Origin of the sequence: Rhodoferax ferrireducens, assembly GCF_003347515.1 — a bacterium.
Taxonomy (GTDB): Bacteria; Pseudomonadota; Gammaproteobacteria; order Burkholderiales; family Burkholderiaceae_C; genus Rhodoferax.
Genome location: NZ_QEII01000103.1, coordinates 1 through 255, shown reverse-complemented (window position 1 = coordinate 255; position 255 = coordinate 1). Strand labels below are relative to the sequence as shown.

The 255-nt window shown below is 60.0% G+C and carries 1 pseudogene; it reads right to left on the bottom strand.

What is annotated here, in order from left to right:
- Nucleotides 1-255 (bottom strand): annotated as a pseudogene (locus tag C5P05_RS00435) (hypothetical protein); the annotation flags it as partial.

Here is a 255-nt window from a genome sequence, read left to right as displayed (position 1 = left end):
ACAATGGAGTCCGCGTCTGCATGCGCGCCGTAGATCGTGTCCATGTGGCTCTGCGTGGCACTGGTCGTCTGCTGCTGCTTGAGTGGCGATAAAGCCGCCTCAACCTTGGCATTGACCGATACCAGCGCCGCATTGACACGCTCGTCAACTAGCTTGTTGACCCCGGCGGAAATGGCGGCTTCGGAGAAGTCGCCAAACAGTTCAGGGTCCACGCCGGCCTTGATGGCGTTCTCGGCAATGGCTACGTTCGTGGCT